The following is a 26264-nucleotide window of genomic DNA, read 5'->3' as shown; positions in this document are numbered from 1 at the left end:
CGTGGGCTACTCGGAGAGTGACAACTCCGCGTCGCCGTCTGCGTCCTGAATCCACATCGTTTTCTGATTCACGAATTCGAGCATCCCTTCACGGGCGAGTTCGCGTCCGTAGCCCGAGTCTTTGATGCCGCCAAACGGCAGGCGTGGGTCGGATTTCACGAGTTCGTTTACGAACACACAGCCCGCCTCGATGCGGTGGCCCACGCGCTCGCCGCGCGCGAGGTCAGCAGTCCAGACGCTCGCGCCGAGGCCGAGATTGGTGTCGTTGGCTACGCGAATCGCCTCGGCTTCGTCTGCGACCTTGAACACCGAAGCGACGGGACCGAAAATCTCCTCTTCGGCTGCGGGTGACCCGTCCGGAACGTCCGTGAGCACCGTCGGTGGATAGTAATACCCGTCTCGGTCCATCGGTTCCCCGCCGAGTTCGACGATCGCACCCGCTTCGACGCTCGCGGTCACTTGCTCGTGGAGGTCCTCCATCAGGCCCTTGCGGGCTTGTGGGCCGATGTCCGTCTCCTCGTCGGTCGGGTCACCTACGGTCAAGGCTTCGAGTTCCGTGAGGAACTGCGAAAGGAACTCGTCGTAGACGGCCTCGTGGACGATAAAGCGCTTTGCGGCGATACACGACTGCCCTGAGTTGATGGTTCGCGCGCGTGCGCCGACCTTCGCGGCGGTCGCCACGTCCGCGTCGTCAAAGACGACGAACGGGTCGCTCCCGCCGAGTTCGAGCACGGTCTTCTTGAGGTTCTTACCTGCCGTTTCGGCTACCGAGCGCCCGGCAGCCTCACTCCCGGTGAGCGTGACGGCTGCAACCCGGTCGTCTGCGATGACATCGCCAACCTTCGCAGAGCCGACGAGGAGCGTCTGGAAGACGCCCTCGGGGTAGCCTGCCTTCCGGAACACGTCTTCGATGGCGAGGGCGCACTCGGGGACGTTCGAGGCGTGTTTGAGCAGGCCAACGTTCCCCGAGGTCAGGTGCGGGGCGGCAAATCGGAACACCTGCCAGAACGGGAAGTTCCACGGCATGACCGCGAGCACCGCGCCGAGTGGCTCGTAGGTGACTTTCGACTGGGCGTGTGGCTCGCTGCCGATGACCTTGTCCTGTAACTGTTCGCCCGCGTGCTCGGCGTAGTAGTCGCACACCCACGCGCACTTTTCGACCTCGGAGACGGAGGCGGCGATTGGTTTGCCCATCTCTCTGGTCATCACGTCTGCGTACTCCTGTTTGTTCTCGCGAAGCACGTCTGCGGCGTTCGAGAGCAACTGTTGGCGCTCTCGAGTCGACACGTTTCGCCATTCCGCGAAAGTGTCCATCGCGGTATCGAGTGCCGCGTCCACCTCGTCGTCGCTGTGTTCGTCGATTGTACTCAGCGGCTCGCCGGTGGCTGGATTCACGCGTTGCATGTGTTATGCTTGAACAAACAGACGGGTAACTCTGCTGGCGGCCTACAGCGGCTCGACCGCATCACCGACTCGGATGACGCCGTCAGAGAGGATGCGCACTTCGAGGCCGCCGCGGTCTGTCATGGCGACCTGCAGCCCGTCGCGCGCGGTCAGTGATTCGAGGTGGGCACACGGCGGGCAGTCTGCGAGTCCCTGACAGCGCACCTCGCCAATCGTGAACTCCGCGCCGATGAGCGAGTCTAAGTCGATGCCGGAGACGGTCACGTTGCGCCGGTGTTCGCCGGGTTTGAGTTCGACGCCGAGGTCCTCGCCCGCCGCGGCGAATGCGGCCCCGTCGATGAGCGTCAGGTCTGGTTTCTCGTCGCCGGGGAGAAATGGCGGTCACCGCGCAGTCCCCCACCGGCGACAGCATCGGCGGAGTCAACGGCTTCGGCGGGGGCGCTTTTCTCGCGGGCGATGTGGATGTCGGTGACGCGTCCGGCCATACGTAGCGGGAGACGGGAATCGAGTTAGGTGTTTACCAGTCGATGACTTTCCGTGAACGCCAAAACTTACCTGACGGACTTCCCGGCGCGAAGCGCGCGAGCCACGCCGGCGTGTCCGCGCCTTCTTCGACGCTTCGAGACGCCCCTGACCCGCCCATGTCGGTGCGCACCCAGCCCGGACACACCGAATTTGTAAGCAGCCCACGTCGGTTGTACTCGCCGTGCAGATATGCCGTGAGGCCGTTGATACCGGTTTTCGAGATGCGGTAGGCCGGATAGCCGCCAGACATGCGCTCACCGAGTGCGCCCATCCCCGAGGAGAGATTCACGATGCGGGGCGCGTCAGTTTCGAGCAGGAGTGGGAGACAGGCCCGCGCCACCAACGTCGCCCCGCGCAGGTTGACCGAGAGCGTGTGGTCGAGCGCGTCGATGTCGATTTCGTGGAGCGCGCGTCCGCTTCCAACCACCCCAGCGTTGTTCACGAGGATGTCGAGTTTGCCGTGTTCGTCGCGGAGTCGGTCTGCGGCGGCTTGAATTTCGCCTCCATCGGTCACGTCGAGGCGAATCGGATGCTGGGTGTCTACGGTCACGTCGTCCACGTCGCGTGCCCCGGCGTAGACGGTCGCGCCGTGGCTTGCGAGTATCGACGCCACTTCCTCGCCAATGCCACGTGTGGCCCCGGTCACGAGCGCGACCTGCCCGTCAAGCGTGTCGTAGAGTTCGGGTTCGTTCATGGCTGAAAGAGGCACGGAATCAGCAAAAGCGTGTGGCGCGAGCGTTCATCTCTCGCGCTCAAAAAGGTGCAGGTGCTACTGTTTGAAATCACGCCGCATCGCAATCTCGAACCACGGACAGAGACGCAGTTGGCGGTAGAACCGTGGGTTCTCGTGGAGGTACTCGTATGGAACCCACATCAGCCCGGCCACTTCTTCGTCGTTCACGTCGAGGCTGGTGTCTTGGAGGGTGCACTTGAGCACCGAGCAGACCTCCCATTCGAGGCCTTCGTTCTCGTAGTAGCGCTTGTACTCGAACTTGTCCGTGACCCGGAGGTCGTCGTACTGGTCTGGCGTGATGCCGAGTTCCTCTTCTAAGCGCTCCATCGTGGCTTCCTCTTGGGTCTGGCCATCGACGGGGTGGGAGGCGACGGTGCCGTCCCAGTGGGTGTCCCAGAGGCGCTTGCCGAAGGCGCGCTGGGCGAGCAGGATGTTGTCGTCTTCGTCGAAAACGAGCGCGGTGAACGCTCGGTGTCGGATGCCGTCGCCCATGTGGGCGTCGAGTCGGTTGACGAGTTCGAGTTCGTTGTCGTCTTCGTCGACCGCAATCACGTCCTGCATGGCATTTTTGTGGCGTTCGCCCTCGGCCTCGGCCGCAGAATCCTCAGGAGAGTTCGTGGTGCTCATGATGCTACAGACAACGACCCCTTTCAAACACCCTTCGGATTTGGTTTGACACCCCACTCTTCGGGGGAGGGGTCGTAGGTCGGCCCGACGTGGAATCGCATCGCACCGCGACGACTTTGCGCAGACAGCGTGTTCAGTTTCAGCATCTCACCGTCGAGACTGAAGTGGACGGGGTCACCTTCGTGGGTGAGCGTGAGTTGGGGCACTTTGAGCCGCGTGAGATGCGACGCCCCGCGCTGGAGCAGACGGTTTGCCGCCCCGTGGGTCAGATAATCAATCGTCGGCACGCGCTTGAGGATAACGACGTTCAACAAGCCGTCTTCCATGTTCGCTTGTTTTATCTGCTCGCCGGGAAAGCGCCGTCCGTTGCCGATGAGGAGCATGATGGCTTCGCCCTGCCAGAGCACGTCGCCGTTCTCGCTCGCGCGCACGTCGATTTGCAGCCCGTCGAACGTCTGCGTCTGCTGGAGCGTGTTCATGACGTAGGCAAGCACCCCGAGGCGGCGTTTCTGGGCGGGCGTCGTTGCGGCACTCGCTTCGGCGGTGACGCCCGCGACACACGAGTTGATGAACGGGCGGTCTGCTGCCCACCCGAGGTCGAGCGTCCGGACGTTTTCGTTTTCGAGCACCCTGAATGCGTGGGGAACGCTTTTGATGCCGATGTTGTCAGCAAAATCGTTGCCCGTGCCGGCGGGAATCACGCCAAGTTCCACGTCTGAGAGGGCGTCAGCCTCCTCGACGCCGCGCACGACTTCGTTGAGTGTGCCGTCGCCCCCACAGGCGACGACGAGGGCTGCGTCCTCGGCCGCGTCGCGCGCGAGGGTGTGGGTTTCGCCTTTCTTCGTGCTGTTCCAGATTTCGTAACCGCGCTTTTCGCCAATTTCGCTCGCTCGCTTGCTGCGCTTTCGGTCGCCACTGTTCGGGTTTCGGACGATAATCCGTCGCGCGTCGCTCATGGGCAAAAATCAGGCGGCGGTGTGAAAGGTCTACGCCTCATCCGGCACTGGCTCGTATCCCTCGCCCACGAACACCGAGAGCACTTGTGGAAGTGTTTCGATGGTTAAGTGGTTGGTTTCGAGCATCTCGCCATCGAGACTGAAGTGTGTGGTTCCGTCGAGAACGGAGATGGTGAGCGACTTGCTTTTCAGCCGATGCAGGTGGGCGGTTTCACTCCCCAAAAACCGAGATACTGCCGCCTCGCCCATCAGTTCCATCGTCGGTCGTTCTTCTGCAATCGTCACGTCGAGCAGGCCGTCTTCGACGTTCGCCTGGGTGCCCCCATTTGCGGGGAAGCGCCGGGCGTTGCCGATGAGGGCGACGAAGGCCTTTCCCGACCACGACCCGGTGACGGCGTTGTCGGTTTCGATGGCGAGGCGCATCCCCTCGTAGTCGTTCATCGTCCGGAACGTCGTGAAGACGTACGCGAGGATGCCGTATTTCGATTTAAGCTCGGGCGTGGTCTCTGCGCTCGCCTCTGCGGTCAGCCCCGCGACACAGGAGTTGACGAACGGACGGTCGTTTGCGAGCGCAAGGTCGATGTGGCGCACCTCGCCTGCGTCCACGAGGTCGAAGGCGGTTTCGATATTCGGAATGCCGAGTTGGCTGGCGAAGTTGTTGCCCGTGCCAGCGGGAATCACGGCGAGCGTCGTGGTGTCGAGGCAGTCGGCTTCGTAGAGGCCGGTGACGACCTCGTTTATTGTGCCGTCGCCACCACACGCGGCGACAATGTCGGCGTCAGGACCGAACTCGCGAGCGAACTCGACCGTATCGCCTTCCTGTTCGGTTTCGTGGAGGGTGAAGCCGTGTTCGTCGGCCAGTTCGCGCACCTGTGGCGCGTGGTCGCCGCTCCCGCTAATCGGGTTACAGATGCAGATGCGGGACATTGCCACAGGGCAGACGCCAGAAGACAAAAGGGCTGTTGGCCCCCATCGATAGCTGTGTACGCCATCGACCTCCACTCGCACACACGATTCTTCCACGGCCATCGAACGCTCGGGGACGCGTTTGACCCCCTCGGGGTTCGCCTGCTCACGAAGGCCGCAGAGCTGCGCGGGTTGGACGCGGTGGCGACGACCAACCACGACTACTACACGCCGTTTTCCGGGTCGGTGGACATCCTCCCGGGCATCGAAGTTTCGTCGTCGAAGGGCCACATCCTCGTCGTCGGCCCGAACCCCCCAACCGAGACGACGCCGGGCGAACTCACGCCCGAAGAGGTGGTCGATATCGCTCATTCTCGCGGCTGTGCGGCCATCATCGCCCACCCGTACCGCAACAGCACCGTCCGCGACGTGAAAGCCGACTTCGACGCCATCGAAATAAATGGCAAGCACCCGCGCACGCACGAGTGGGTGCGGCGACTCGCGCGCAAGCGTGACCTCCCGCTGGTCGGTGGCTCAGACGCACACTACCCGGTCGAAGTCGGCCGCGCCTACACCACGGTCGATGTCGAGACTCCGACGCCAGAGAATATCGTTGCGGCCATCCGCGACGGCCGGGTCGAACCCCACGTCTCCATCAATTTCATCAACCGCCTCGCCCACCGTGGCTACAAACTCACTCACGGTCACAAAGGCTGGATGACGCCGCCGGACGCTGCGACGCCGGGGATTGGCGACCCGCCGGGCGAGACGCCGAGGGAGTCGGACTAGCCGAGACGCTCGTCGAGAATCAGCCGCGTTTTCGTCCGCACGACCTCGTCCATCTCGCGTGCCTGCGTGATGAGTTCGTTTACCCCCTGCGTGTCCGCGGCGTCCACGATGAGGACGATGTCCTCTTCGCCCGACACCTGCCAGACGAAGTCCACTTCCTCCCATTCGGCCATCTTGTCCGTCACCGTGCGCGTGTCCACGTCCACGGCGACGCGCACCTCTATCATCGCCTTGATGTTGCCCGTGCGGGTGGTGACGGTGAACCGTTCGATGACGCCGTCTTCGGTCATCCGATCGACGCGATTTCTGACGGTACCCTCAGACGTACCGACGGTTGACGCAATCTCGGTGTACGGCGTTCGGGCGTCGCGGCGCAGAATACTCAGAATCTCTCGGTCAAGCGCGTCCATGGAGATTAGCACCTACACTGTGGCAACACTTGACGATTACGAAATTCGTAGCGATTCTACGAAAGCAACACTTATGGTGGGGGCTTTCATACGTATCTCGTAATGTCGGACGCCTACGTGGCACTGGAGGGCGGTCGCGTCGTTGAGGCGCGGTCGCGTGCTCCGGGTCAAGCCCGCGGGGAACTGGTCTTTACAACAGCGTACACTGGTTATGAGGAGAGTCTCACTGACCCCTCGTACGAGGAACAAATCCTCACTTTCTCATACCCACTCATCGGTAACTATGGCGTCCGAGCGGAACGATTCGAGTCCGACCGAGTCCACCCTCGTGCTGTCGTTGCTCGTGAGCTCACCGACGACGTCGCAGACTGGCTCACCCACGAGGGCGTTCCAGCCGTCGATAACATCGACACGCGCGACCTCGTCATCACCATCCGCGAAGGCGGGGCCATCAAGTGTGGCATCTCCGCTGGACCGGACGCCTCCCCCGAGAAAGCACTCGAAGCACTCGACGAGTGCAAGGGGATGAGCGAGCACACGAACATCGGCGCACAGGTAAGCGTGACAGAACCGAAAGTCGTGAACGCAGACGGCGACGGCCCGTCGGTCGCGCTCGTTGACTGTGGCGCGAAAGGCAGCATCATCGACTCGCTCGCAGAGCGCGACGCCGTCGTCCACGTCTTGCCCCACGACGCGACGCCGGAAGACGTGACGGCCGTCGACGCGGACATCCTGTTCATCTCGAACGGACCGGGTGACCCCGCGAACTTCACCGACGCACAGGCACTCGTCAGCGAGTTCGTCGGTGACCTGCCAATCGCAGGCATCTGCCTCGGCCAACAGGTCGTCGCGGGCGCACTCGGCGGCACGACCGAGAAGATGGCCTTCGGGCATCGCGGCGTGAACCAGCCCGTCCTCGACCTTGAGACGAAGCAGGTCGTCATGACGACGCAGAATCACGGCTACACGGTCGCAGACCCCGGCGACAAACTCGACGTGACCCAGATTAACGTCAACGACGACACGCCGGAGGGGCTCGAAAACGAGGAACTCGACATCCTCACCCGTCAGTACCACCCTGAAGCCCATCCCGGCCCACTCGACACGCTCGGGTTCTTCGACGACGTGCTCGCGATGGCGAAGTCAACACGCCGTCTCGTCACCTGCGACTAACCCCCCCTTCTTTCGGTATTTTCACCCGTTGAGTGCTGACGCCCGTGAGAACGTGGTTTTACGAGATTCGAAGACACTATTTAGTCGTGACTGGTTCCCCCGGTATGGACCGCGCTCCGTCCACCATCGCGTGGGCTGTCCTCGTGATGAGCCGTCCCATCCACCTCCTGATCGTGGCGGTGGTGTACGTCCTCGGTGCAGGGATTGCGTTCGCTCACGGCGCAGTCTTCGATCGGCTCTCGCTCGCGGCTGGTCTCGCTGCGCTCGTTCCCGTCGCCGTGAGTATTCACTACGCGAACGAGTACGCAGACCACGAGACGGACGCGCTGACGACGCGTACCCGATTTTCTGGCGGCAGTGGCGCACTCCCCGAGACGGAGCTGTCTCCGACCGTCGCGCTGTACGCCGCCTGCGCCTCGCTGGCCGTCGGTGCGGTCGCGGCTGGCTATTTCTACGTTCGCGGCTGGCTCCCGCTGCACTCCGTCGCTATCCTCGCGCTCGGCGCGCTGCTCGGCTGGTCGTACTCGCTCCCACCACTCGCGTTCGCGTGGCGCGGCCTCGGTGAACTCGAACACGCGCTCCTCGGCGGCATTCTCTTGCCCCAGTACGGCGTCGCGGTGGCCTCTGGAACCTACAGCCGTGCGGCCGCGCTCGCTACCGCACCGCTCTGCCTGCTCGTGTTCGTCAACCTGCTCGCGCTAATGTGGCCAGACCGCGAGGCGGACGCCGAAGTCGGCAAACACACCCTCGCCACGCGGCTCTCTGCGACGTGGCTCCGTCGCCTGTATCTCGTCTTCGTCCTCGCCACGTTCGGTTCGCTCGCGGCGCTCACGGGGTCTGTGCTTCCGCGTCCGGTGGCGCTTGCGAGCTACGCCATCGTGCCGCTGCTCGCGTGGGGTGCGAGCACGTACACCAAAACAGAAAATCCGTTACCCACCGTGCTAGCGATGGGCGTCCTCGCGGTCGCCCAGAGCGCCGCGTGGTTCCACGTCGCCGGGTTCTACCTGATTTACTGAGGCGTGCCCCAGTTGCGCACCTGCTTTGGCCGCTTTTCGACAGTTTCCACGTCGAGTGGGTCGTCGCGGGCCGCGAGCGCTTCGAGCGCTGCGTTCGCGCTCTCTGCGGTCGAGAAGTACGGAATGTCCTCTTCGACGGCCATCTGGAGCGCTTTCACGTCGCGGGAGACGATGAGGTCGACCTCGCCGTTGCGTATCGCGGCGGCCACGTCATCGAACTCAACCACGTCGTAGAACGCGTCGAAGCCGTCTACGTCGAGGTCGACGACCACGTTCCCACCTTCCGGAAGCGGCTGGCCAGCGGCGGCCTGTGCCTTCTCGTAGGCTTTGGCAAACGAGCGCGCAGAGCCCATCACTTCGCCCGTCGATTTCATCTCGGGGCCGAGGCGTGGGTCGCTGCCTTCGAGGCGGTCGAACGGCAGGACGACTTCCTTGACGCTCACGTGCTCCGGAACCTGTTCTTTCACGTCTAATTCTGCGAGCGTCGCCCCGCCCATCACCTTCGCGGCGAGCTTCGCAATCGGGACGCCCGTCGCCTTCGAGACGAACGGGACGGTGCGCGAAGAGCGCGGGTTGGCTTCGAGGACGTACACTTCGCCATCCTTGACCGCCAATTGGACGTTGAGCAGGCCCACGGTTTCGAGCGCGCGGGCGATGTCGACCGTCACCTCACGGACGCGGGCGAGCAACTCGTCGTCAAGCGAGCGCGGCGGAATCATACACGCCGAGTCGCCCGAGTGGACCCCTGCCGTCTCGATGTGCTCCATGATGCCACCGATGAGCACGTCCTCGCCGTCAGAGACGGCGTCCACGTCGAGTTCGACCGCGCCGTCTAAGAACTGGTCTACGAGAATCGGCTGGTCTGGACTCACGCGAACCGCCTCTTCGATGTAGGTTTTCAGCTCCTCGTCGTCGGAGACGATTTCCATCGCACGGCCACCGAGCACGTAGCTCGGGCGGACGAGGACGGGGTAGCCGAGGTCGCTTGCGAGGGCGAGGGCTTCCTCCTCAGAGCGCGCCGTGCCGCCTTCTGGCTGGGCGATACCGAGGTCGTTCATCAGCGCGTTGAAGCGGTCGCGGTTCTCGGCTAAGTCCATCGCGTCGATGGAGGTGCCGAGGACCTGACAGTCGAGGCCGCGGCGTTCGAGTTCTGCTTCGAGTGGGTGGCCGACGTTCACGGAGGTCTGGCCGCCGAACTGCACCATCACGCCGTCTGCGTTGGTGCGTTCGACGATGTCCGCGATCTCCTCTGCGGTGATTGGCTCGAAGAAGAGCCCGTCGGAGGTGTCGTAGTCCGTGCTCACCGTCTCCGGGTTGTTGTTCACGACGTGGGCTTCGATGCCCATCTCGCGCAGCGCGCGGACGGCGTGGACCGCACAGTAGTCGAACTCGACGCCCTGTCCGATGCGGATGGGGCCGCCGCCGACCACGACGACGCTTTCGACATCTTCGTTCACTTTCACCTCGTTGTGGCGCATCTCGCTTACGGGGTCGCGCGCCGAATAGTAGTACGGGGTACTCGCGGCGAACTCACCGGCACAGGTGTCCACCTGCTTGTAGGTGCGCTCTGGGGCGACCGACTCGACTTCACCGACGCCGACGCCGGCGATGGCCGCGACTTGGGCGTTCGTGTAGCCCGTTTGTGCGGCCTCTGCGAAGTTGCCGTTCTGGGCGGCGACCGTCGCGTCTGCGATGCGCTCGAAGCGCTCTGCGTACCACTCACGAATCCCTGTGAGCTCGCAGATTTGGTCGACGGTGTAGCCGCGATTGAACGCCTCGAACAGCGCGAACGGGCGGTCTGGCGTCGGCGCCTTGAGGTAGTCGGTTTCGAGCGTCTCGTCGTCTACGTCGTCCCAGTCGGCGCTTGGCTCGTACTCCGTCGAACGCAGCGCTTTGAGGAAACTCTCCTCGAAGGTGCGCCCAATGGCCATCGCCTCGCCGGTCGATTTCATCGCCGTGCTGAGGGTGAAATCCACCTCGGGGAACTTGTCCTTTGGCCACCGTGGAATCTTGCTCACGACGTAGTCGATGGCTGGCTCGAACGCCGCCGTCGTCTCGCCGGTAATCTCGTTTTCGATTTCGTGGAGGCGCTTGCCGAGGGCGACCTTCGCGGTCACGCGGGCAATCGGATAGCCCGTCGCCTTCGAGGCGAGCGCAGAGGAGCGAGACACGCGCGGGTTCACTTCGACGACGCGGTACTCGCCGCCGGGTGTACCGTCGTCGTGCCACGCGAACTGGATGTTACAGCCGCCTTGAATCCCGAGTTCGCGGATGACGTCGAGCGCAGCGGTGCGCATCTCCTGGTGGCCCTCGTCGGGGATGACCTGACTCGGGGTGACGACGATCGACTCGCCGGTGTGGATGCCCATCGGGTCGATGTTCTCCATGTTGCAGATGATGATACACGAGTCGTCTGCGTCGCGCATCACCTCGTATTCGAGTTCGATCCATCCGGCGATGGATTCGGTGATGAGCACCTCGCTGTTGCGCGAGAGGCGAAGCCCCTTGCGCGTGCGCTCTCTGAGTTCGTCCATCTCACCGACGACGCCCGACCCACTCCCGCCGAGGGTGTAGGTCGTCCGCATGATGACGGGAAGCCCGCCAACGGCGTTGACGGCGTCTTCGAGTTGGTCCATGTCGTCGATGGTCTGCGAGCGCGGGACTGGCTGGCCGATATTCTCCATGCGCTGGCGGAACAGGTCGCGGTCTTCGGTGGCGTAGATGGTGTCGAGGGGCGTTCCCATAATATCGACATCATACTTCTCTAAGACGCCTTCCTCTGCGAGTTCCGCCGTCACGTTCAGTCCGGTTTGGCCGCCCAGCCCAGCGATGACGCCGTCGGGGCGCTCTTTTTCGATGATTTCGGTGAGCGCCTCGGTGTTGATTGGCTCAATGTAGACGGCGTCTGCCATCTCCGGGTCGGTCATGATGGTAGCCGGGTTGGAGTTTACCAGAACAACTCGGGCCCCCTCTTCTCTGAGTGCACGGCACGCCTGCGCGCCGGAGTAGTCAAACTCCGCGGCCTGCCCAATCTGAATTGGCCCACTCCCGATCAAAAGAATCGTCCGGTCGTCTCCGTCGGTCATTGGTTACTCGGCTCAAGTCCGTACATCGTAATAAGTCCGACGATAAATTACGAATAGCGAAGCCAGATTTCGAAATTCGAATTATGCAGTGCGTGGGGCTGTCACTCGGTGTGGCTGGCAAATTCTCCTCTCGTGTCAGGCAATTTCTGGGATTCGGTACCGGTAGGGTTGGCCCTCGATGACCTCTATATCGCCCCCGTGTGCGCGACGGCCGAGCACCGTCGCCACGCGGTGGGCACTCTCGAACTCCTCCCCGTGCTCCGAAAGAATCGAACAAATCTCTTTTGCCGTCAATGCCCCCTCTGGCTCGACTTCGGCCAACACTGCCCGAATCCGCTCGAAGTCACCCCCCTGCTGTCGCATAGGTCAGTGTACGTGTTCTTCCTACAAAGGTACTAGTCAAAGCGGTAAGCAACCTGATGAAAACTGGGCGCTCAAACCGGCTGGTCGGACGCCGAGTGGAAATCGCGCTGGCTGCGATACTCTTCTACGAACGCTGCCACATCGAACGACAGCATCTGCTCTTCGAACTCGCTCATCGCGGAGTCGTCTTCTGCGTGGCTCACGGCGTGTTCCATGAGTTCGACAATCAGCTCGACGACGATTTCGTGGAGTCTGCGGTCGTCGAAGTCGCTCACCCAGAGCATCGAACAGCCAACCTGCCCGTCGTTCGAGACATCCTTGCTCACGACTTTCTCGGGGAACTCTTCTTTGACGATGCCCATCATGTGGAGGGTGCCAAAGTCGGCCCCGGAGGTGGTGTCGATGGTCTCCTGGAGGATGGTTTCGAGGAACTCGGGGACGAACCGCCCAAGTGGGTGGACGTCCATCACGAGCGCGTGAACTTCGCCACAGTCACAGCGAAACTCGCGCATCCCCATGTCGAGGCTGCGAACATCGACAGACTCCCCACAGGGGAGCGTGAGGCTGGCGTCCCGGCTTCCGGGCACGCGCGGTTCTGACATACGCGCTCTTTTGGGTCTCTGCCGTAAAAACGCCGCGGGTACGACCCGTCCACCCCAAACGCTAAGCAACCGTTGTGCGTGGGTCTGCGTATGTCAGGCGTTCGTGATGTCGTGGCGTCCGCCGTCTACCGAACCTCGCTGTTCTTGGACGACCACTGGGCGTTCAAATACTACGTCGTCCCGATTCTCCTGATGGCTTCAGTGCTGTTTGCCCTCGCAATGGGTGCGTCCCGACTCACCACGAGCCAGAGCGTCGAACTTCTCGCTGCGTTTCTCTTTGTCTGCCTCTCCGTTGCAGCAAGCGGCGTCCTGCTAGAGAAGGGGATTCGGTGGGTTCGAGAGCGATAACGCAGTCGGCCAACGAAAAGTCTCGTCTCAGGGCCAGTCGTCGCGGACTGGTTCTTCTGTTTCGTCATCGGGTTGGTCTCGTGCGAGCGGCCAGTCTGCGGCGGCTGCGGCGTCTTCGACGTGGAGGAACTCCCAGTCAAGTTTTGCTGCGAGCGCCTTGTCTTCGTCGTCAGTGCCAACGAGGACGTGGCGGGCGGTGTCGAACTGGCGTTTGACGTTCTCCAAACTCTCCTCTTTGCCGCGCGGCCCGGAGAAGAAGTCCTGACGGATGCGGTTTTTGCGCGTGAAATTCGTCACGACGTACGTTGGTTTCTCGGAGACGACGCCCACGTATTTGCTCCACGTTCGGGCGTCCGCGAACGCCTCCGAGGGTTTTGCGAGCTCTTTCAAGGCTTCGAGCTCGAATGCGAGGGTCATCTCGCCGTCGGTACTCATATCCAACCTTCAGGTAGAGCGCGAGAAAACGGCTTCGGTCTTTTACTGTTCGGTCGGCGTCGCGAGCTTTTCTGGCTCGAACATCTTCTCTAAGAGGATGTCCTTCTGGTCAGAAACGACCGTCTGCTCGCGGATGAGCTTCTTGTACTTGCCCTGTGGCGAGAGGTCGCCAATCAGGACGCCACCGACGATTTTGCCGTCTTTGAACGCGATTCGCCGCCACTCGGTGTCAGAGTACTTTCGCTCGGCTTCGTCGTCGCCAATCGTTGGGTGGCCAAAGGAGAGGAACGGGAAGTCAAAGTGCGTAATCGAGTACGAGGAGACCCAGCGGAACTCTTCTAAGTCCGCTTCTGCTGGCTCGCCGTTCGCCTCTTTGACCATGTTCTTTCCCGCGACCATGCCCTGCTGTTTCGCGCTGCCCCACGCCCCGTTCTGGGCGTACTCCTCTAGGATAACATCGTAAAAGCGGGTGATGTCACCGGCGGCGTACACGTCCGGGTCGTCGGTGCGCATGTACTGGTCGACGACGATGCCGTCGTCCAGTTCGAGGCCGGTTTCGACGAGCAGTTCGGTGTTGAAGTCGAGGCCGATGGCGATGCCCACGAAGTCGCTCTCGTAGCGCTCGCCGTTCGGGTCGACGGTGGCGACGACCTTGCCGTTCTCGTCGGTTTCGAAGTGGTCAACGCCGGACTGGAAAACGGGCGTCACGCCGCGTTCGTCGAGTGCTTTGTGGATGATGTCTGCACCATCTTCTGAGAGGGCGTAACGCCACCAGGCGTTGCCGCGCATGAGGTAGTTCGCCTCGACGCCCTGGGCGGCGCAGATGGCCGCGAGGTCGATACCGAGCAGTCCCGCGCCGATGACTGCGCCGGTTTCGGCCTGCTCTGCGTGGTCACGGATGTTGCGGGCATCCTGGAAGGTCCAGAAATGGTGGATACCCTCAGCGTCGGAGTTCTCGACGGGCAGTTGGGTTGGCGTCCCGCCCGTGGCGAGGAGGAGTTTGCCGTACTCGATGGTCTCGCCCTCGTGGGTCACGATCTCCTTTGCGTCGCGGTCGACGCTCGTGACGAGCGTGTTGAGCTTGAGCGTGATATCTCGCTCGTCGTACCAGCTCTCGTCGTGAATCGAGATTGGTGCCTCAGGGAGTTTTCCTTTGGCAAACTCTTTTGTCAGAATGCGGTTATACAGCGCCTCACCCTCATCAGTGACGACGATGACTTCCGCATCCGGTTGCTCCTGCCGGATTGTTTCGGCTGCGGAACTACCCGCAATCCCGTCGCCGATGATGACGTACGCCTCGGTCATGGCAGGAAGGTTCGTTTCGGGGGTTAATGTGAATTGCTATCTTCATGACTGTGCAAATTTCGCCGTGGGCAGGGCTGACACAGGCGAGCAGTTTTTACCGACCAGTCCTAAGGCCCCGCCAATGAAACTCCGTCAGAACGTCCGCCACTTCGCTGCGAAACAGGCGCTGACCATGCCAGTCGTTGGGGACGTCGTCTCGGGCAAACTCGTAGACCTCCACACGGGTATCTTCCTCAAGAAGGCTCCCGAGGGCCAGCGCGAAGAGCGTCGGGCGCATCTTGATGCCTTCTTCGACGCGACGATGGACTCCTACGTCGCCGGACTCGAAGCCGGGCTCCCCGAGGCAGAGGCCCGTGAACTCACGCATATCCAAGCCAACTTCGACTTCTTCAACCACGGTTGGACCGAGATGATGGAGATTCCCGGCGACGAACTCGAAGCCCACTACCGCCGCTACGAGAACTTTTTCAAAACCTACGACATCACCATCGACGACCCGCTTGGCGCGTTTACGCCCGCAGACGGCATTCCCGACGCGCCGAAAACGCTCGAAAAGCGCGAAACTGCTGAGTACGAAAACGCCATCGCTGGCTTCGCAGACGACGTGTACGTAGAAGACGGCGACGGAGACCTCAGAAAAGGGGGCGATGTTGCGGAGCCAGAAAACGTTGATGTGAGCGACGCGCCCGGACTGCGCGGAAACGACAACTAGATGTCAATATCTCTCAGGTTCGGTCCTGCTCGGCGATGCGTTTGAGCGCGCGAGCGATTTCTTCGAACGCGCGAAGAAAGCGCACCGAAAGATAGACGAAAAATCCGATGGCGACGAACGCAAAGCCGAGTAACAATTCCTGGATAATCACGATGCTATAGAGGAGAACGCCCACGCTCACGAGGGCGAAGATGGCGGGTAGTGTCTTATTGCGTGCCACACCGTCGAATACTCGACACATCAATATAAACGTGAGTCACGGTAACACACCAGTCAGTTTTGGTGAATCGCGTCCGCGCACTCGAATCCGGCGACGATGCCGCCGTTGAGCGAGCGCTCTGGGTACTGCGCTTTCGACGCCATCCCGGCGTAGTAGATGCCATCCGCAACTTCGTCGCCGAGGTCGTAGGGGACGACCATGTCGAGATAGCCGCGTTCGTAGACGGGCGCGGTGCGTGGGTTGCGCGCGGTCTTGATCCAGTTGACCGACTCGCGGTCGAAGTCGGGGAATAGGTCCTCTAAGCCAGAGAGCCAAATTTCCTCGACCTCGTCGTCGCTCGCCTGCCAGAGGCGCTCGCTTGGCTCTTGGATGTACATCGGCGCATACAGGATGTGCTCGCCGCCGTAGCGTTCGGGCGGGATGTAGTTCGTGTGCTCGATGAGCGCCCCGAACGGCGCGTCGTCCGCGATGTTGAGCCAGTAGGTGTCGGTGAGTTTCTCGTCCATCGAGATGACCGAACAGACGGTGCCCTGGAAGTCGATGTCGCAGGTGTAGCCGGTGAGGTCCTCTAAGACGTTCGGCATCGACGCGACGATGACGGAGTCGACGTCGTGTTCTTCGCTTCCCTCCTCAGTTTCGACCGTAATCGAGCGCACTTCATCGTCGAACGCGACTTCGGTCACGCGCGCACCGGTCGTGATGTTCTCACGGCCAACTTCGTCTACGAGTGCGTCGAGCAGTTGTCCGAAGCCGCCCATGAGGTAGCCAAGCGGTTCGCCGCGCAGCAGGTCGCGCTCGCCGCGGAACTTGATGCGCCCGAGGAGCCACGCCGCCGACACGTCCTCTTTTTTGCTCCCGAACTTGGCGTCGAGCAACGGCTCGAAGAAGTTCTCGTAGACGCCGCGGGTGGTGTGCTCGATGAGGAACTCCTTGATGGGAACGTCCTCGAAGTCTTCGAGATTCTCGTAGGTGTCGAACTTCGGGACGCCCCCGCGCACGTCGATTTCCATGGTGAGCATCGTGAGGCGGAACTTGTCGTAGACGCTCATGTGCGGGTAGGCTGCAATCTCCCACGGCTTGTCGAGCGGGTGGATGACGCCATCGACGTAGTAGGCGTTTTTGCCAATCGGCCATTCGAGGTTGTCATCGAGGCCCAACTCGGAGATGAGGTCGATGATGGTCTGTTCTGAGGCCGAAAGGTGGTGGTAAAACTTCTCGATGCGGTCGCCGCGCGTCTCGTAGACAGCCGCGAGACCGCCCACGTCGTCGCTCGCTTCGAAGACGTGGACATCGTGACCGTGGTTCTGCAGGCGATACGCCGCTGCGAGTCCGGCGATACCGCCGCCGACGACCCCTATCATGCTCGGAGCTATTTGACCGGCGCAGATGTACGTTTTGGCTTCCTGTCAGGCGAAACGACGCTCCGCTAATTATAAACAGGCCCTCACACAACCCTGTGCCATGCTTACCGTGCGAGCGCCTGCGACGAGTGCGAATCTGGGGAGTGGCTTCGACGTGTTTGGGGTGGCGCTCGAACGGCCCGCTGACATCGTCCGCGTCGAGAAGGCAGACCGGACGACCATCGAAGTGACGGGTGCCGGGGCGCAGTACATCCCCGAAGACCCGGACAAGAACACGGTCGGGGCCGTCGCGCGCGCCCTCGACGCACCCGCCCACATCCACATCGACAAGGGGATTCGACCCGCCTCCGGACTCGGGTCGTCGGCCGCGAGCGCCGCCGCCGCCGCGGTTGGCCTCAACGAACTGTACGACCGTGGCCTCTCGCGCAAAGAACTCGTCCCGATTGCCGCGAAAGGCGAGGCCGTCGTCTCCGGCGACGCCCACGACGACAACGTCGCCCCCTCGATTTTGGGCGGGTTCACCATCGCTACTCCCGACGGCATCACCCAAATCGACGCCACCATCCCGCTCGTCGCCTGCCTGCCTGACATCGTGGTCTCGACGCGTGACGCCCGCCGCGTCGTCCCGGAGCAAACGTCGGTTTCACAGCTCATCGACACCGTTGGCAAGGCCGCGACCCTCACCGCGGGGATGGCCCGAAACGACCCGGAACTGGTGGGTCGAGGCATGCACGACACCGTCGTCACGCCCGCTCGTGCCGAACTCATCACGGGCTACGACACCGTCCGCGAGAACGCCCTCGAAGCGGGCGCGACCGGCGTCACCGTTAGTGGCGCAGGCCCGACGGTCATCGCCGCTTGCTACGAGCGCGACCAGCGCGAGATTGCGAATGCGATGATAGAGGGCTTCGCCCGCGAAGGCGTTGAGGCCCGCGCCTTCCAGACGAAGATGGGGCGCGGTGCGACGATTTTCCGCTGAACTTTTAGCTTCGAAGCCGTCGCTCTCATCGCCACTGACCGCACACCACGAAAGAAAAAAGGTGGGAGGTTAGACGCCGCGACCCTGCAGTTTCTTCTCTTCGGGGAGGTCGACGTTCGCCTCGCCTTTCATGCCCTTGCCGATGTTCGACGAGATTTCTGCAAGCTTTTCTGGGTTGTCCCAGTTGTTGACCGCTTCGACGATTGCCTCGCCCATCACGGCGGGGTTCTCTGCGCCGAAGATACCGGAGCCGACGAAGATGCCGTCACAGCCGTGGTGCATCATGAGCGCCGCGTCTGCGGGCGTTGCGATGCCGCCTGCGGCGAAGTTGACGACGGGAAGCCGACCCATCTCAGCCGTCTCGTGGACGAGTTCTGCGGGCGCGCTGATTTCGCGGGCGTACGCCTCGCGCTCTTCGAAGGTCATCCCTTCGAGTTCGCGGATTGCCCCGCGGATGGCGCGCTGGTGCTTGACGGCCTGGTTCACGTCGCCCGTGCCGGCCTCACCTTTCGTTCGAATCATGGCCGCGCCCTCGTTGATGCGCCGGAGCGCCTCGCCGAGGTCGCGTGCGCCACAGACAAACGGCGAGGTGAACTCGCGCTTGTCGATGTGGTAGGCGTCGTCTGCGGGGGTCAGCACCTCGGACTCGTCGATCATGTCCACGCCGATGGCTTCGAGAATCTGTGCCTCGGTCGTGTGGCCGATACGGGCTTTGCCCATCACCGGAATCGACACTTCGTCGATGATTTCGTTGACGAGCGCCGGGTCTGCCATCCGCGAGACGCCGCCGCGTTTGCGGATGTCCGCGGGGACGGCTTCGAGCGACATGACGGCGACCGCACCGGCGTCTTCTGCGATACGGGCCTGTTCTGCGTTGACGACGTCCATGATGACGCCGCCTTTCTGCATCTTTGCGAACCCACGCTTCACCAGTTCGGTGCCGCGCTTTAGTTCCTCAAGATTGGTCTCCTCAGGCATACGCGACTCTAGCGGTTGGGAGGGTTAATGCGTACCGATTGTGTCACCCCAACGCACGAGGCGGACAGTGGTGTCGTCCGGCCATCTTTTATTCCCACGAGAGCGGGCAGAACGATTTTCGCGCTCGGGGTGAATGAGGGGGTATGAGTAAACCGTGTCCCGACTGCGACGGCACGCTCCAGTCCGTCGAGTACGACACCGACGTGAACGGCGACATGATTCGCCTCCGCGAAGGCAGCGGTGTGTTGGGAAAATTCGGCTACAAAGGCGCGACGAACGTCAACGCCTACGTCTGCACTGAGTGTCGGCGCGTTCTCTTTTACGCCGACTAATCTCGCCTATCAGTAGCGTTTTTGCCCCACCCGTCCCTTTCTGTGCCCAATGTCCTCAGAAACCGGGCGCGGACTGCTTTCTCGCCTCTTCTCTAAACCGGTTCCAGAACCCGACGACCTGCCGTGGTACGTTGCGCCCCTCCCGAAATGGCTCGAAGACTTCGGCCTGCGAATCGCGTGGCTCATCGTCCTCATCAACCTCGCCGGGACGGCCTTTGGCTTCTACTACTACCTGTTCCAGTTCTCCCTCGAACCGGTCGTGATGTGGCCCTTAGTCCCCGATAGCCCCGTCGCTACCCTGTTCATCGCCCTCGCGCTCGGCGCGTGGCTGCTCGGCAGGCAGAACGACTACCTCTCGGCGCTGGCCTTTTTCGGCTGTTTGAAACTCGGCGCGTGGACGCCGTTCGTCCTCGGGATGTTCATGACCGAGTTTGGCTACCTCCACTGGGCGATGTACAATTTCCTGTTCTGGAGCCACCTCGCTATGGTCGTGGAGGGCTTTCTCCTCCATCGCATCACCAACTTCCCCGTCAAGGCCGTGGCCGTCGCTGCCGGGTGGTATCTGCTCAACGACCTCGTGGACTACTTCATCCCGCTCGTGGGCAATGCCCACCACACCTTGCTCCCGCCCGCGGTCGAGCCAATCGTCAACGGCGTGGTGCAACACGCGAGTCCGGGCCACGAAATCGCCGCCGCAGGTGCGGTGACACTCACCGTGCTCGCAACGTTTCTCGCGCTCGCAACCCGCGTGAAAAAACTCGAAGCCTAACACTCGACGCCTAGTCGCCGTTTGCGTGGGCGCGCACCCACAGCGTCCCGATTCTGGATAACTTCGTCCGGTAGGATTTCCCTTCCTCTTGTTGCTCGATGTAGCCCTTCCCGCCCGGCCCGAGGCGGTCTACTGTGTAGATCACCCGCGAGCGAAAGCTGTCCGAGTACTCCTCGCCCAAATCGCGGGCGAGCGCCTGAGCCAACTCGCTCACACTCTCAAACTCGCCGTCTTCACCGAGTTTGAATAAGATGACTTCCTCGAACGGTTTGACGCTCGAAAACGAGGCCACCGGCAACTCCACGATATGGCTGCCCTCGACGGATTTCGCGCCGATGGTCGTCCCGCGCTCGTCGAACTCGGAGAGGAGCGATTCTGCCTCGCTCAACCACGCCGAGACGCGGTCGTTTTCTGCGTCGTGCAGTTCGGTGACGAGGTCGGTTCCCCGGCGCAACACCTCCGCCAACTCGGTTTCGAGATACTTCTCGGGGGCGGTGTAGTAGGTGTGAATTCGCTCGCGGTCTTCCTGGCGTTCGACCATCACCGAGTGGGCGGCCATCGCAAAGGCGAAACTCACAGTGCGGGGCATCGCAGAGAGGTTCACCCACACCTCGTTGCCAGCATCGAGTTCCTCGTTCACGAGGTCGTAGGCCTGCTCGAAGGCCGTATCATAATCGTACACGTCCGCGATGACGAGGCGTTCTGTCTCCGCACCGAGGAGGTTCGAAAAATCGCGCTCCAACTTCTTTGCGAGACGCTTGCTGTAGGCGACGTTCGCCTCGCTGCCCACCGCGCCCTCTAGGAGAATCACCCGGTCAACGGTGTGCTGGTCGCGCACGAGCGGCGCGATGAGTCGGTCGTAGTCGAAGCCGACGGGCACGACGTGCGTCTGGTCGTAGCTAGTCTCAGCGCGCGCCATCAGTCAGCGCGGACCTCCTCGAAGTAGACCGACCGCTTTTCTGTCGGAGCGGAGGTGGTGATGAGCGACAGGCCGACGGTGAGGACGAGTCCGAGCGCCATGCCGTACAGTGACGTGTCCCACGTCATGATGGTTGCGGGCACCTGCGGGATGAACACGCTTGCGAGGTAGAACGCTTGCGAGCCAATGACGCCCGCGAGCATGCCCCACTTCGTCGTCCGCGCCCAGTAGAGCGCGACCATGACGGGGAGGGCGAGCTGGGCGAACCCACCGAAGGCGGTCTCACCGATTTCGATGAGCGTCCCCGGCGTGTAGATGCTCGCCACAAACGAGAGCGTGGCAAACACGGCGACGCCGACGCGGGCAATCGTGTCCTCGCGCTTCCCCGCCGCGCTCACGAGCGGGCGGTAGATGTCGCGGGTGAGGTACGACGACCCCGACAGGAGCATCGAGTCAGAGGAACTCATCATCGCGGCCATCGCCCCGGCGACGACGAGCGCGGCGAACCACGCGGGCGTGGTGTCACGGAGCAGTACCGAGAGGACGTTGCCGCCCTCTGGCACGTTCAGGTTCAGGCCCACCGCCCACGCGCCGAGCATGAACGCCGGGACGAACAGCAAGACGACGAGAACCGGCCAGAGGACGAACGTTTGTTTGAGCACAGTCTTCGAGCGGGCGACGAAAAAGCGCTGGTTCACCTGCGGGAACATGGTGACGCCGAAGGCGATGCTGATTGCGGTGCCGATGATGAACTGGGGCGTGTAGAGGCCGCCGCCGAGCGAGAGGAACTCGGAGTTCGCTGCGCCCATCCCGGCGGTTGCAGCGCTCGGGCCACCGAGGGCGGCGAGAATCCAGAGCACCGCGGCCCAGATCATGAGGAGCATGAACGCGCCCTGCATGGTGTCGGTCCACGCCACCCCGCGCATCCCGGAGGCGACGACGTAGGCGATCATGAACAGCGTGATGCCGCCCGCGCCAACCCAGTAGGGCACCGCGCCGTCGGTGAGCGCGACGAGCGCCGTCCCCGCGCCTTTCTGCTGAAGCATGACGTAGGGGAACAGCCAGAAGATGCTGATGGCGGCCACGAATACCCGGAGCGCCTTCGAGCCAAAGCGGTCGCCGAGCATCTCACCGAGGGTGACGTAGCCGTGGGCTTTGCCGACGGCCCACTGCTTGTAGCCGATGACGTACCAGAGAATCCCGAACAGGACGCCGTCCATGAGGCCCATCACGAGAATCCATTCGGGACCGGCGGCGTAGGCGAGGTTCGGGCCGCCGAAGAAGGTGAACGCCGAAAGGAGGGTTGCGAACGTCGTGAACAGCAAGACGACGGTGCCGAAGGTGCGACTGGCGAGGTAGTAGTCCTCTGCGGTTTTGTCGGTCAGCCGGTAGGCGACGAGGCCGATGACGAGCGTGAGCAGCAGGTAGCCGCCGATGATACCGAGTTGGAGGCCGGTCTCAGCCATGGGTCACCCCCTCTACGCCGAGGCCCCAGGCGCGCTGGGCGAAAACGTAGAACACGCCGGCGGTCACGCCCATCCAGCCAATATGCCACCAAATCCACAACGGGAGGCCGAAGGCGACCCGCGAGTCGTCCCAGAGGAACCATGGGACGGAAAGCGCCACGAGCACGAGGGCGACCACCGTCCACAGAATATACTTCGAACTATTGCCGTTCATCACTGACTAATATCTCCTACTAGTATCTAAACGTTGCTAATTCTGAACAAAAAGCGAATTTGAAGAAAAATTTCCTTCAATATACGCGAGTGCCATTTTCGACGGATCGTTCGGGCTGGAGGTGGACGACGTTGCCCGATTCGTCGTCCACGCCGGTCACGAGACACTGGCTCTCGAAGCCCGCGATGTTGACAGTACCAAGATTCACGACGGCGACGACTTGGCGGCCGAGCAACTCGGCTTGGGTGTAGTTGTCGGTGAGTCCCGCGGCGGACTGGAGGACGGTGTCACCGAAATCAACGCGCAGCTTGTACACGTCCTTTCGCGCCTCTGGAAACGGGTTCACGTCGATGACTTCACCGATGCGCATCTCTACGTTGGTGAGAAACTGTGCCGGGTCGATGTCGGGTTGGTCGATACCCATGTGGAAGCCTCTCACGGGCGGAGAAGGAGTAGTTTTGCCCGCCGGAAACTGTCGAAAATCGACCACTGCGAGCGCGATGGCTGCGGCGACGACAAGGTATATGAATCGCGCGTAGCGAACGTATCTAGGTGTCCATGACCGCACTCATGGTCCCATCATCATCCAGCCCCGCGCAGGGGCAGTTCATCACTCATGGAGGATTCAGCAAAATACCTCATTCACGCAGACATCACCGCCGACGGGGTGGTCGAACGGAGTGACGTCGTCGGGGCTATCTTTGGCCAGACCGAGGGACTCCTCGGCGACGACTTAGACCTCCGCGACCTCCAGAACTCATCGAAGGTCGGCCGGATAGACGTCAGTATCGACTCAGAACGAGGCAACTCGTTTGGCAACATCACCATCGCAAGCAGTCTCGACAAGGTCGAAACAGCCATCCTCGCCGCCGCGCTCGAAACCATCGACCGCGTCGGGCCATGTCGCTCGACCGTCGAGGTCTCGAACATCGAAGACGTGCGCGCCGCAAAGCGCCGTCGCGTCGTCGACCGCGCGAAAGACCTGCTCGTGAGCGCCTTCGACGACAGCGTCCTCTCCAGTGAGGAACTCATCGAGGAAGTCCGCCGCTCGATTCGCGTCGAAGACATCACCGAGTACGAAGGGCTTCCCGCGGGGCCGCGCGTCGAGACGAGCGACGCCATCATCGTGGTCGAAGGCCGCTCAGACGTGCTCACGCTGCTCAAATACGGCATCAAAAACGCGATTGCCGTCGAAGGAACGAACGTGCCGAAAGCGGTGGCGGCCCTCACGAAACAGAAAACCGTCACCGCCTTCTTAGACGGCGACCGCGGCGGGGAACTCATCCTCAAGGAACTCTCGCAGGTGGGCGACTTAGATTACGTCGCCTTCGCGCCCTCTGGGCTCTCGGTCGAGGACTTAGACCGCCACGAGGTCATGGCCGCGTTGCGCGAGAAGGTGCCCTACGACGAAGTAAAAAACGCCCCCGCCGCCCCCGAAACAGTGGCCGTGACCGACGGCAGTGTCACGACCGTCTCACCGGAGACCCCCGCTCCGGTCATCGAGGACGTGGACGGAGAAACCGACGAACCACTCGTCGAGTACGCGACAACTGCCGAGGAACCGGTCGAAGAATCGGCCGTCGAAGTCGAAGCCGAACCCACAGAAAAACCCGAACCCGAAACGCTGCTCGGACACGTCAAAGCCGTGATTGGCGACGACACCGGGACGGTTCGCTTACTCGACGGGGACTTCAAAACGGTGGCAGACGCACCCGCCGCAAATGCGTTCGACCTCATTAAGGACGCGGACGTGGCGCCACACGCGGTCGTTTTAGACGGCGAACTCGGGCAGAAAGTGCTCGACGTGGCTGCCCAGCGCGGTGTCGAACAAATCGTCGCAAAGAGCGAAGGCGAGTTCGTCAAAAAGCCCGCAGCCGTGCGGATTCGCACCGCAGACCAGCTACTCGCCTGACTCGGAGACGAGCAGCAACCCGTCGCCACTTTTATAGTAGTCTTCGAGCCGTTCTGCGACCGTGAAGCCGTGGCTGTCGTAGAAAGCGCGTGCGCCGTCGTCTGATTCTTGGACGGTGAGTTCGAGTCGGCCCGCGGTGCGCTCTCTGAGCGCTTCGAGCAGTTCGGTTGCGTACCCCTTTCGTCGGGCAGCGGGCGTCACCGCCAGCTCAGCGAGATACGTCTCTGCCTCTCCGGGAATCGCAACGAGGTAGCCAACCGGCTCGGGGTCTTCTGCGACGAGAATGAGGGGGCCGTCTGCGGTGGTTGCAAGCAGATCAGGCCACGGCTCATCGAGGGAGGCCTGTTGAATCGCCCGGAGTGCGGGCAGGTCTGCGTCGGTCGCTCGTCGAATCATAGCACGATGGCGTTGGTGGCGAGTGCCAGTCCGACGCCGACGAGCGCTGCCGCGAGCGTTGCGAGGAAGTTGACGCCCTGATTCGAGAGGTTCACTCCTTCGAGGGTGGCTCCAAGAAGGCTATCGACGGTCATTCCGGCCACGCCCGCGAGGACGATGATGCTCGCGCCCGTGGTGCTGACGGTGTCGAACAGCACGAACGCAATCGCCGCGATGAGCGCGGCCCCACCGACTCCCGCAACTTCGCCTTGCCACGTCACGCCGCCGTCGGTTCCGGCGGGGACGGGTTTGAGCGTCGTGATGAGTCGAGGCTGGTCGAACAGGCCGCCAATCTCACTCGACAGGGTGTCGCTCATCGCGGCGGCAATCGACCCGGCGAACGCAAAGAGAAACAGATCGGGCGAAAGCGTCGTCAGCGCCGGACTCGCGGCGTAGCCGACGACGGCGGCGATGGCCACCGCGGAGTTTGCGAGCACGTTCCCGCTCCCGCGCGCGCCGTCGTTCTCCTCTGCGATGCCGCGCTGTTGTTTTTCGTCGTAACGGAATTTCGTCGAGAGGCCACCGATGCCGAAAAACGAGATGAGCATGGCGAACCAACCAAGCCCGCCGAGAACGATGGTGAGAAGGCTCAGTAGGACGCCCGTGAGCATCCCCGGAATCGACGCGGTTTCGAGCGCGTAGGAGACGTAGCCGAGGATGACGGTGAGCGTGAGCGCGAGGACGATTTGCTGGCCGGTCACCTCGATGCCGAGGTCGACGAACAGCCAGAGGAGGAAGCCAATCGTGAGCATGACGAGCGGGTCGTCGCGCTCAAACAGCACTGCGCGGAGGAGCGCCCCGAGCAACGCGCCACTCGCCGCGAGAAACGCGGCGACGGGGACGGTGGTCATCGAAATCTCGGCGGCGGTCAGGCCGACTTGGCTGAGGAGGCCCGCGAGAAAGCCGCCGGTCGAAAAGCCCACGGTGGCCATGAAGGGGTTGTCGCTGTACTGGCGCAGGAGTTCCTGGGTGAGGTTCCCGAAGGCGAGAATCAACACGCTCGTGATGAACACGGAGACGGGGAGAGCAAACAGCGAGGCGAGGATGGCGAGGCCCGCGGCGGCGAGCGAAAACGAAGCGAGACCGTAGAGTCGTTTGTCCTGATGGTCGCCCGGGCGGGCGAACAGTTCGAACAGGGTGCCCTCGCTCACGACGAACAACGCGAGCACCGCAATCGCGACGAATGGTAGGGCGGCGGCTTGTCCCAGCACCGGCGCGGAGAGCGAAAGCATTCCAACGAGGGCGAATGCGCCGGCCCGTCGGACGGTCGAAGTCACGTCTCCGTTTTT

The 26264-nt window shown here is 62.4% G+C and carries 31 protein-coding genes; 9 read left to right on the top strand and 22 right to left on the bottom strand.

The window, feature by feature from the left end:
• Positions 1-6 precede the first annotated feature (6 nt).
• The 7 genes from V5N13_RS05780 to V5N13_RS05750 form a co-directional block, all read right to left on the bottom strand.
• On the bottom strand, positions 7-1404 hold the full coding sequence (locus V5N13_RS05780; RefSeq protein WP_336359985.1) for an NAD-dependent succinate-semialdehyde dehydrogenase: 1398 nt from the start codon (positions 1402-1404) through the stop codon (positions 7-9).
• A 42-nt stretch (positions 1405-1446) separates the two neighbouring features.
• Positions 1447-1743: an MOSC domain-containing protein gene (locus V5N13_RS05775; protein WP_336361418.1), complete on the bottom strand. Its 297-nt coding sequence runs from the start codon at positions 1741-1743 to the stop codon at positions 1447-1449.
• A gap of 5 nt (positions 1744-1748) precedes the next feature.
• Entirely contained in the window at positions 1749-1889 is a 141-nt protein-coding gene (locus V5N13_RS05770; RefSeq protein WP_336359984.1) for a hypothetical protein, read from the bottom strand.
• A gap of 32 nt (positions 1890-1921) precedes the next feature.
• Positions 1922-2623, bottom strand: coding sequence for an SDR family NAD(P)-dependent oxidoreductase (locus tag V5N13_RS05765; protein ID WP_336359983.1), 702 nt, complete (start codon positions 2621-2623; stop codon positions 1922-1924).
• A 75-nt stretch (positions 2624-2698) separates the two neighbouring features.
• Complete coding sequence (locus tag V5N13_RS05760) at positions 2699-3289, bottom strand: NUDIX hydrolase (protein WP_332899902.1); 591 nt, start codon at positions 3287-3289, stop codon at positions 2699-2701.
• A 23-nt stretch (positions 3290-3312) separates the two neighbouring features.
• Positions 3313-4245 carry a diacylglycerol/lipid kinase family protein gene (locus V5N13_RS05755; RefSeq protein ID WP_336359982.1) on the bottom strand — a complete coding sequence of 311 codons (933 nt, stop codon included), beginning with the start codon at positions 4243-4245 and terminating at the stop codon, positions 3313-3315.
• 30 nt (positions 4246-4275) lie between these two features.
• Positions 4276-5172, bottom strand: coding sequence for a diacylglycerol/lipid kinase family protein (locus V5N13_RS05750; protein WP_336359981.1), 897 nt, complete (start codon positions 5170-5172; stop codon positions 4276-4278).
• A 54-nt stretch (positions 5173-5226) separates the two neighbouring features.
• On the opposite strand from V5N13_RS05750, the gene V5N13_RS05745 reads away from it, so the two are divergent.
• On the top strand, positions 5227-5940 hold the full coding sequence (locus V5N13_RS05745) for a CehA/McbA family metallohydrolase (RefSeq protein ID WP_336359980.1): 714 nt from the start codon (positions 5227-5229) through the stop codon (positions 5938-5940).
• On the opposite strand, the gene V5N13_RS05740 is transcribed toward V5N13_RS05745, so the two are convergent.
• Entirely contained in the window at positions 5937-6350 is a 414-nt protein-coding gene (locus V5N13_RS05740) for an Lrp/AsnC family transcriptional regulator (RefSeq protein WP_332899898.1), read from the bottom strand. The two genes, V5N13_RS05745 and V5N13_RS05740, sit on opposite strands and share 4 nt — an antisense overlap.
• 102 nt (positions 6351-6452) lie before the next feature.
• Here V5N13_RS05740 and carA point away from each other — a divergent pair, with 102 nt between their 5' ends.
• Both carA and V5N13_RS05730 read left to right on the top strand, forming a co-directional pair.
• The gene (gene carA, locus V5N13_RS05735; RefSeq protein ID WP_336359979.1) at positions 6453-7523 is read left to right on the top strand and encodes a glutamine-hydrolyzing carbamoyl-phosphate synthase small subunit; all 1071 of its coding nucleotides are present in this window, start codon (positions 6453-6455) and stop codon (positions 7521-7523) included.
• Positions 7524-7627: 104 nt separating this feature from the next.
• Entirely contained in the window at positions 7628-8539 is a 912-nt protein-coding gene (locus V5N13_RS05730) for a prenyltransferase (RefSeq protein ID WP_336359978.1), read from the top strand.
• Here the strand turns inward: V5N13_RS05730 and carB are convergent.
• The 3 genes from carB to V5N13_RS05715 all read right to left on the bottom strand — a co-directional run bounded on the left by carB (position 8533) and on the right by V5N13_RS05715 (position 12590).
• Positions 8533-11625, bottom strand: a complete 3093-nt coding sequence (carB, locus tag V5N13_RS05725; RefSeq protein ID WP_336359977.1) for a carbamoyl-phosphate synthase large subunit — start codon at positions 11623-11625, stop codon at positions 8533-8535. The two genes, V5N13_RS05730 and carB, sit on opposite strands and share 7 nt — an antisense overlap.
• A gap of 135 nt (positions 11626-11760) precedes the next feature.
• The gene (locus V5N13_RS05720) at positions 11761-11988 is read right to left on the bottom strand and encodes a hypothetical protein (RefSeq protein ID WP_336359976.1); all 228 of its coding nucleotides are present in this window, start codon (positions 11986-11988) and stop codon (positions 11761-11763) included.
• 71 nt (positions 11989-12059) lie between these two features.
• On the bottom strand, positions 12060-12590 hold the full coding sequence (locus tag V5N13_RS05715) for a DUF5815 family protein (RefSeq protein ID WP_332899893.1): 531 nt from the start codon (positions 12588-12590) through the stop codon (positions 12060-12062).
• 90 nt (positions 12591-12680) lie between these two features.
• Here V5N13_RS05715 and V5N13_RS05710 point away from each other — a divergent pair, with 90 nt between their 5' ends.
• On the top strand, positions 12681-12938 hold the full coding sequence (locus V5N13_RS05710) for a hypothetical protein (protein ID WP_336359975.1): 258 nt from the start codon (positions 12681-12683) through the stop codon (positions 12936-12938).
• Positions 12939-12965: 27 nt separating this feature from the next.
• On the opposite strand, the gene V5N13_RS05705 is transcribed toward V5N13_RS05710, so the two are convergent.
• Together V5N13_RS05705 and V5N13_RS05700 are read right to left on the bottom strand one after the other, a co-directional pair.
• Complete coding sequence (locus tag V5N13_RS05705) at positions 12966-13373, bottom strand: DUF7124 domain-containing protein (protein WP_336359974.1); 408 nt, start codon at positions 13371-13373, stop codon at positions 12966-12968.
• Positions 13374-13415: 42 nt separating this feature from the next.
• Positions 13416-14678, bottom strand: coding sequence for an NAD(P)/FAD-dependent oxidoreductase (locus tag V5N13_RS05700; RefSeq protein ID WP_336359973.1), 1263 nt, complete (start codon positions 14676-14678; stop codon positions 13416-13418).
• A gap of 121 nt (positions 14679-14799) precedes the next feature.
• On the opposite strand from V5N13_RS05700, the gene V5N13_RS05695 reads away from it, so the two are divergent.
• Complete coding sequence (locus V5N13_RS05695) at positions 14800-15390, top strand: DUF6149 family protein (RefSeq protein WP_336359972.1); 591 nt, start codon at positions 14800-14802, stop codon at positions 15388-15390.
• A 13-nt stretch (positions 15391-15403) separates the two neighbouring features.
• On the opposite strand, the gene V5N13_RS05690 is transcribed toward V5N13_RS05695, so the two are convergent.
• Positions 15404-15610 (bottom strand): hypothetical protein, encoded by a 207-nt coding sequence (locus V5N13_RS05690; protein WP_336359971.1) that lies wholly within the window; start codon positions 15608-15610, stop codon positions 15404-15406.
• Between the two features lie 53 nt (positions 15611-15663).
• The gene (locus V5N13_RS05685) at positions 15664-16971 is read right to left on the bottom strand and encodes an NAD(P)/FAD-dependent oxidoreductase (protein ID WP_332899887.1); all 1308 of its coding nucleotides are present in this window, start codon (positions 16969-16971) and stop codon (positions 15664-15666) included.
• Positions 16972-17071: 100 nt separating this feature from the next.
• On the opposite strand from V5N13_RS05685, the gene V5N13_RS05680 reads away from it, so the two are divergent.
• Positions 17072-17950 (top strand): homoserine kinase, encoded by an 879-nt coding sequence (locus tag V5N13_RS05680; RefSeq protein ID WP_336359970.1) that lies wholly within the window; start codon positions 17072-17074, stop codon positions 17948-17950.
• 69 nt (positions 17951-18019) lie between these two features.
• On the opposite strand, the gene pdxS is transcribed toward V5N13_RS05680, so the two are convergent.
• Positions 18020-18928 (bottom strand): pyridoxal 5'-phosphate synthase lyase subunit PdxS, encoded by a 909-nt coding sequence (gene pdxS, locus V5N13_RS05675; RefSeq protein ID WP_332899885.1) that lies wholly within the window; start codon positions 18926-18928, stop codon positions 18020-18022.
• Positions 18929-19071: 143 nt separating this feature from the next.
• Here pdxS and V5N13_RS05670 point away from each other — a divergent pair, with 143 nt between their 5' ends.
• Together V5N13_RS05670 and V5N13_RS05665 are read left to right on the top strand one after the other, a co-directional pair.
• Positions 19072-19260 carry a hypothetical protein gene (locus V5N13_RS05670; RefSeq protein ID WP_332899884.1) on the top strand — a complete coding sequence of 63 codons (189 nt, stop codon included), beginning with the start codon at positions 19072-19074 and terminating at the stop codon, positions 19258-19260.
• A gap of 49 nt (positions 19261-19309) precedes the next feature.
• The gene (locus tag V5N13_RS05665; protein WP_336359969.1) at positions 19310-20029 is read left to right on the top strand and encodes a DUF1405 domain-containing protein; all 720 of its coding nucleotides are present in this window, start codon (positions 19310-19312) and stop codon (positions 20027-20029) included.
• 10 nt (positions 20030-20039) lie between these two features.
• Here the strand turns inward: V5N13_RS05665 and V5N13_RS05660 are convergent, their stop codons facing one another.
• From V5N13_RS05660 to V5N13_RS05645, 4 genes are all read right to left on the bottom strand, one after another.
• Complete coding sequence (locus tag V5N13_RS05660) at positions 20040-20948, bottom strand: HFX_2341 family transcriptional regulator (protein WP_336359968.1); 909 nt, start codon at positions 20946-20948, stop codon at positions 20040-20042.
• On the bottom strand, positions 20948-22414 hold the full coding sequence (locus tag V5N13_RS05655; protein WP_336359967.1) for a sodium:solute symporter family protein: 1467 nt from the start codon (positions 22412-22414) through the stop codon (positions 20948-20950). The genes V5N13_RS05660 and V5N13_RS05655 overlap by 1 nt, the downstream gene beginning before the upstream one ends.
• Positions 22407-22628 (bottom strand): DUF3311 domain-containing protein, encoded by a 222-nt coding sequence (locus V5N13_RS05650; RefSeq protein WP_336359966.1) that lies wholly within the window; start codon positions 22626-22628, stop codon positions 22407-22409. The genes V5N13_RS05655 and V5N13_RS05650 overlap by 8 nt, the downstream gene beginning before the upstream one ends.
• A 76-nt stretch (positions 22629-22704) precedes the next feature.
• A complete protein-coding gene (locus V5N13_RS05645; protein WP_336359965.1) occupies positions 22705-23052 on the bottom strand; it encodes a tRNA-binding protein in 348 nt (115 codons plus the stop codon).
• Positions 23053-23244: 192 nt separating this feature from the next.
• On the opposite strand from V5N13_RS05645, the gene dnaG reads away from it, so the two are divergent.
• A complete protein-coding gene (dnaG, locus tag V5N13_RS05640; RefSeq protein WP_336359964.1) occupies positions 23245-24540 on the top strand; it encodes a DNA primase DnaG in 1296 nt (431 codons plus the stop codon).
• On the opposite strand, the gene V5N13_RS05635 is transcribed toward dnaG, so the two are convergent.
• Positions 24529-24936 carry a GNAT family N-acetyltransferase gene (locus V5N13_RS05635; RefSeq protein WP_336359963.1) on the bottom strand — a complete coding sequence of 136 codons (408 nt, stop codon included), beginning with the start codon at positions 24934-24936 and terminating at the stop codon, positions 24529-24531. The genes dnaG and V5N13_RS05635 overlap by 12 nt on opposite strands.
• Positions 24933-26252 carry a DUF92 domain-containing protein gene (locus V5N13_RS05630; protein WP_336359962.1) on the bottom strand — a complete coding sequence of 440 codons (1320 nt, stop codon included), beginning with the start codon at positions 26250-26252 and terminating at the stop codon, positions 24933-24935. Before V5N13_RS05630 ends, V5N13_RS05635 begins: the two co-directional genes overlap by 4 nt.
• Between the last annotated feature and the right edge of the window lie 12 nt (positions 26253-26264).

It is taken from the genome of Haladaptatus sp. ZSTT2 (assembly GCF_037081775.1).
In the GTDB taxonomy this organism is placed as follows: Archaea; Halobacteriota; Halobacteria; order Halobacteriales; family Halococcaceae; genus QDMS2.
This window is presented reverse-complemented; position numbering and strand designations above follow the sequence as displayed.

Coding starts and splice junctions, on each gene's coding strand:
- V5N13_RS05780 (WP_336359985.1), bottom strand. CDS start 1,404: ATGCAACGCGTGAATCCAGCCACCGGCGAGCCGCTGAGTACAATCGAC.
- V5N13_RS05770 (WP_336359984.1), bottom strand. CDS start 1,889: ATGGCCGGACGCGTCACCGACATCCACATCGCCCGCGAGAAAAGCGCC.
- V5N13_RS05765 (WP_336359983.1), bottom strand. CDS start 2,623: ATGAACGAACCCGAACTCTACGACACGCTTGACGGGCAGGTCGCGCTC.
- V5N13_RS05760 (WP_332899902.1), bottom strand. CDS start 3,289: ATGAGCACCACGAACTCTCCTGAGGATTCTGCGGCCGAGGCCGAGGGC.
- V5N13_RS05755 (WP_336359982.1), bottom strand. CDS start 4,245: ATGAGCGACGCGCGACGGATTATCGTCCGAAACCCGAACAGTGGCGAC.
- V5N13_RS05750 (WP_336359981.1), bottom strand. CDS start 5,172: ATGTCCCGCATCTGCATCTGTAACCCGATTAGCGGGAGCGGCGACCAC.
- V5N13_RS05740 (WP_332899898.1), bottom strand. CDS start 6,350: ATGGACGCGCTTGACCGAGAGATTCTGAGTATTCTGCGCCGCGACGCC.
- carA (WP_336359979.1), top strand. CDS start 6,453: ATGTCGGACGCCTACGTGGCACTGGAGGGCGGTCGCGTCGTTGAGGCG.
- V5N13_RS05730 (WP_336359978.1), top strand. CDS start 7,628: ATGGACCGCGCTCCGTCCACCATCGCGTGGGCTGTCCTCGTGATGAGC.
- carB (WP_336359977.1), bottom strand. CDS start 11,625: ATGACCGACGGAGACGACCGGACGATTCTTTTGATCGGGAGTGGGCCA.
- V5N13_RS05720 (WP_336359976.1), bottom strand. CDS start 11,988: ATGCGACAGCAGGGGGGTGACTTCGAGCGGATTCGGGCAGTGTTGGCC.
- V5N13_RS05715 (WP_332899893.1), bottom strand. CDS start 12,590: ATGTCAGAACCGCGCGTGCCCGGAAGCCGGGACGCCAGCCTCACGCTC.
- V5N13_RS05710 (WP_336359975.1), top strand. CDS start 12,681: ATGTCAGGCGTTCGTGATGTCGTGGCGTCCGCCGTCTACCGAACCTCG.
- V5N13_RS05705 (WP_336359974.1), bottom strand. CDS start 13,373: ATGAGTACCGACGGCGAGATGACCCTCGCATTCGAGCTCGAAGCCTTG.
- V5N13_RS05700 (WP_336359973.1), bottom strand. CDS start 14,678: ATGACCGAGGCGTACGTCATCATCGGCGACGGGATTGCGGGTAGTTCC.
- V5N13_RS05695 (WP_336359972.1), top strand. CDS start 14,800: ATGAAACTCCGTCAGAACGTCCGCCACTTCGCTGCGAAACAGGCGCTG.
- V5N13_RS05685 (WP_332899887.1), bottom strand. CDS start 16,971: ATGATAGGGGTCGTCGGCGGCGGTATCGCCGGACTCGCAGCGGCGTAT.
- V5N13_RS05680 (WP_336359970.1), top strand. CDS start 17,072: ATGCTTACCGTGCGAGCGCCTGCGACGAGTGCGAATCTGGGGAGTGGC.
- pdxS (WP_332899885.1), bottom strand. CDS start 18,928: ATGCCTGAGGAGACCAATCTTGAGGAACTAAAGCGCGGCACCGAACTG.
- V5N13_RS05670 (WP_332899884.1), top strand. CDS start 19,072: ATGAGTAAACCGTGTCCCGACTGCGACGGCACGCTCCAGTCCGTCGAG.
- V5N13_RS05665 (WP_336359969.1), top strand. CDS start 19,310: ATGTCCTCAGAAACCGGGCGCGGACTGCTTTCTCGCCTCTTCTCTAAA.
- V5N13_RS05660 (WP_336359968.1), bottom strand. CDS start 20,948: ATGGCGCGCGCTGAGACTAGCTACGACCAGACGCACGTCGTGCCCGTC.
- V5N13_RS05655 (WP_336359967.1), bottom strand. CDS start 22,414: ATGGCTGAGACCGGCCTCCAACTCGGTATCATCGGCGGCTACCTGCTG.
- V5N13_RS05650 (WP_336359966.1), bottom strand. CDS start 22,628: ATGAACGGCAATAGTTCGAAGTATATTCTGTGGACGGTGGTCGCCCTC.
- V5N13_RS05645 (WP_336359965.1), bottom strand. CDS start 23,052: ATGGGTATCGACCAACCCGACATCGACCCGGCACAGTTTCTCACCAAC.
- dnaG (WP_336359964.1), top strand. CDS start 23,245: ATGGAGGATTCAGCAAAATACCTCATTCACGCAGACATCACCGCCGAC.
- V5N13_RS05635 (WP_336359963.1), bottom strand. CDS start 24,936: ATGATTCGACGAGCGACCGACGCAGACCTGCCCGCACTCCGGGCGATT.